1 protein-coding gene and 1 pseudogene are annotated in these 1877 nt (G+C 70.9%); one reads left to right on the top strand and one right to left on the bottom strand.

All coding sequences use genetic code 11. The features are described from left to right. Positions 1-491, top strand: a pseudogene (locus B9G38_RS15780) (DEAD/DEAH box helicase); the annotation flags it as partial. A 64-nt stretch (positions 492-555) separates the two neighbouring features. Here B9G38_RS15780 and B9G38_RS15775 read toward each other — a convergent pair. Next, complete coding sequence (locus tag B9G38_RS15775; RefSeq protein ID WP_086221005.1) at positions 556-1617, bottom strand: phytoene/squalene synthase family protein; 1062 nt, start codon at positions 1615-1617, stop codon at positions 556-558. Positions 1618-1877 lie beyond the last annotated feature (260 nt).

The following is a 1877-nucleotide window of genomic DNA, read 5'->3' as shown; positions in this document are numbered from 1 at the left end:
GCGGGGTCGAGGACTATCGGCTCGTCGCGACGGCCGTCGGGGAGACCACCTCGAAGCAGTACGTCCGGCCGGAGACCGGCGAGCGGATCGTCGAGGGGCTTCGGGCCGCGGCCGACCTGCCGGCGGCGACGACGCTCACCGCCTTCGAGGTGATCTGCGACACGCCGGACATGCAGGACACCTACCTCGGCAACGCCGAGCGCGCCGACGTCTACCAGTTCGCGCGCGCCAACGCCGCGCACCTCACCACGGACATGACGGAGCCGGACGACTTCGAGGGGTGGCTGGAGTCGGTGAAGACGGCGCGCATCTTAGACGAGTGGATCGGCGGGGCGACCGTCGAGGAACTGGTCGAGCGCTACCGGATCGGCCCCGGCGACCTCGACTCCCGCGTCGAGCGCGCCGAGTGGCTGCTGAGCGCGGCCGAGGCGCTCGGGGAGACGACCGGCGTCCGCGTCCCCGCGGTGTCGCGGGCGCGGTCGCGGCTGTGAGCGGTCGGGTCGAAAAGCCGAGCGGGGGAGTCGGACGGGGAACGCGGGCGGCGTCCGGCGTCGCTCAGTCCGCCGAGCCGACCGCGCGGTGGAACGGGGTCCGCGCGATGGTCTGCCGCAGCTCGGCGAGCGAGTCGCGGCCGACGCCGCTCGCGGCGGACATCACCGCGAACACCTCCTGTCTGGACACCTTCACGCCGGTCTCGGTGAGCGCGTCCTCCGGGCGCGCCCCGAGCTCGCGGAGGGTGCCGACCGCGAGCAGGTACGGGACGGTCCACGCCTCCATCGTGTTCCCGTTCGAGAGCGGCATCGTCTCCAGGTACGCCTGCGCGTCGTCGAGGAACGAGCGGGCGTAGTCGGCGGTGCGGCCGACGACCCGGGCGGACGACTCGCGGTTCTCGGGGTGGACGACGCGCTCCTGGTCGACGCCCTCGGCCTCCAGCCACTCCGCGGGGAGGTAGACGTTGTTCTCCTCGGTGTAGTCGTCGTACACGTCCTTCGAGACGTTGACGAGCTGGAGGAGGAGGCCGAACTCCTCGGCTGTCTCGCGCAGGCGCTTCGCGCGCTCCTCGGCGACGTCGCCGCGGGTGAGGAGGTTCGTGATGAGGTTGCCGACGGTGCCGGCCGCGTAGTAGCAGTACTGCTCTAACTCGTCGCGGTCGTCGATGCGGAGCCCGCCCTCGGTGGCGTGGCGGTCGACGAACATCGCCATGCCGTCGACCATCTCCAACACCGGGGGGACGATCGCTTCCTGCGCCTCGGGGTCGAGCTCCTCGAAGGTCGCGGCGATCGTGGGCGCCTCGGCGACGACGGTCCAGTCCTCGTCTCGCTCGGCTGGCAGCCACTCGTCGACCGCCTCGCGGAACGCGCCGATGTCGGTCGCGTCGTCCGGGTCGATCGCCCGCCGGTACGTCCGCAACACGTCGCTCTGGGCGTCCGGCGGGATGTGGCCGGCGTCTTCCACCGTGTCGGCGACGCGACAGAGGAGGTAGCCGACGCAGATCTGCGACGCCATCGGCTCCTCTAACACGTCGACAGTCAGCGCGAAGGTCCGCGAGACCCCCTGGACCGCCTCGTGACACCACGCGAGGTCGGCCTCTCCGGGGCCGTGTTCTCGTCCGCTCATTCAGTTGCCAGTGTTTACGGCACAACGCATAAAAACCCTCGTGGAACGTCCGCCGGTCGTCGCTGGCGGGGCGAGGGACCGAAACCGCACGACTCAGCCGCCGCCGGCTCCGACGAACAGCCGACCCGTGTACAACCGTGTGGAAACGGCTAAGTCCGCCCGGTCGAACCCCGGTGTATGGAGTTCACGCTCACCGAAGAGCAGCGTCAGATCCGCGACACCCGGTCCGGACGTCCGTCGCAGGGCAGGTGCTCCCCCGC

Source organism: Halorubrum sp. SD612, from assembly GCF_002135005.1.
The sequence above is the reverse complement of the archived record's forward strand: the minus strand, read 5'-3'. Positions and strand labels throughout refer to the sequence as shown.

What these genes read in the sequence shown, in the direction of transcription:
- B9G38_RS15775 (WP_086221005.1), bottom strand. Translation starts at nt 1,617, where the DNA reads ATGAGCGGACGAGAACACGGCCCCGGAGAGGCCGACCTCGCGTGGTGT.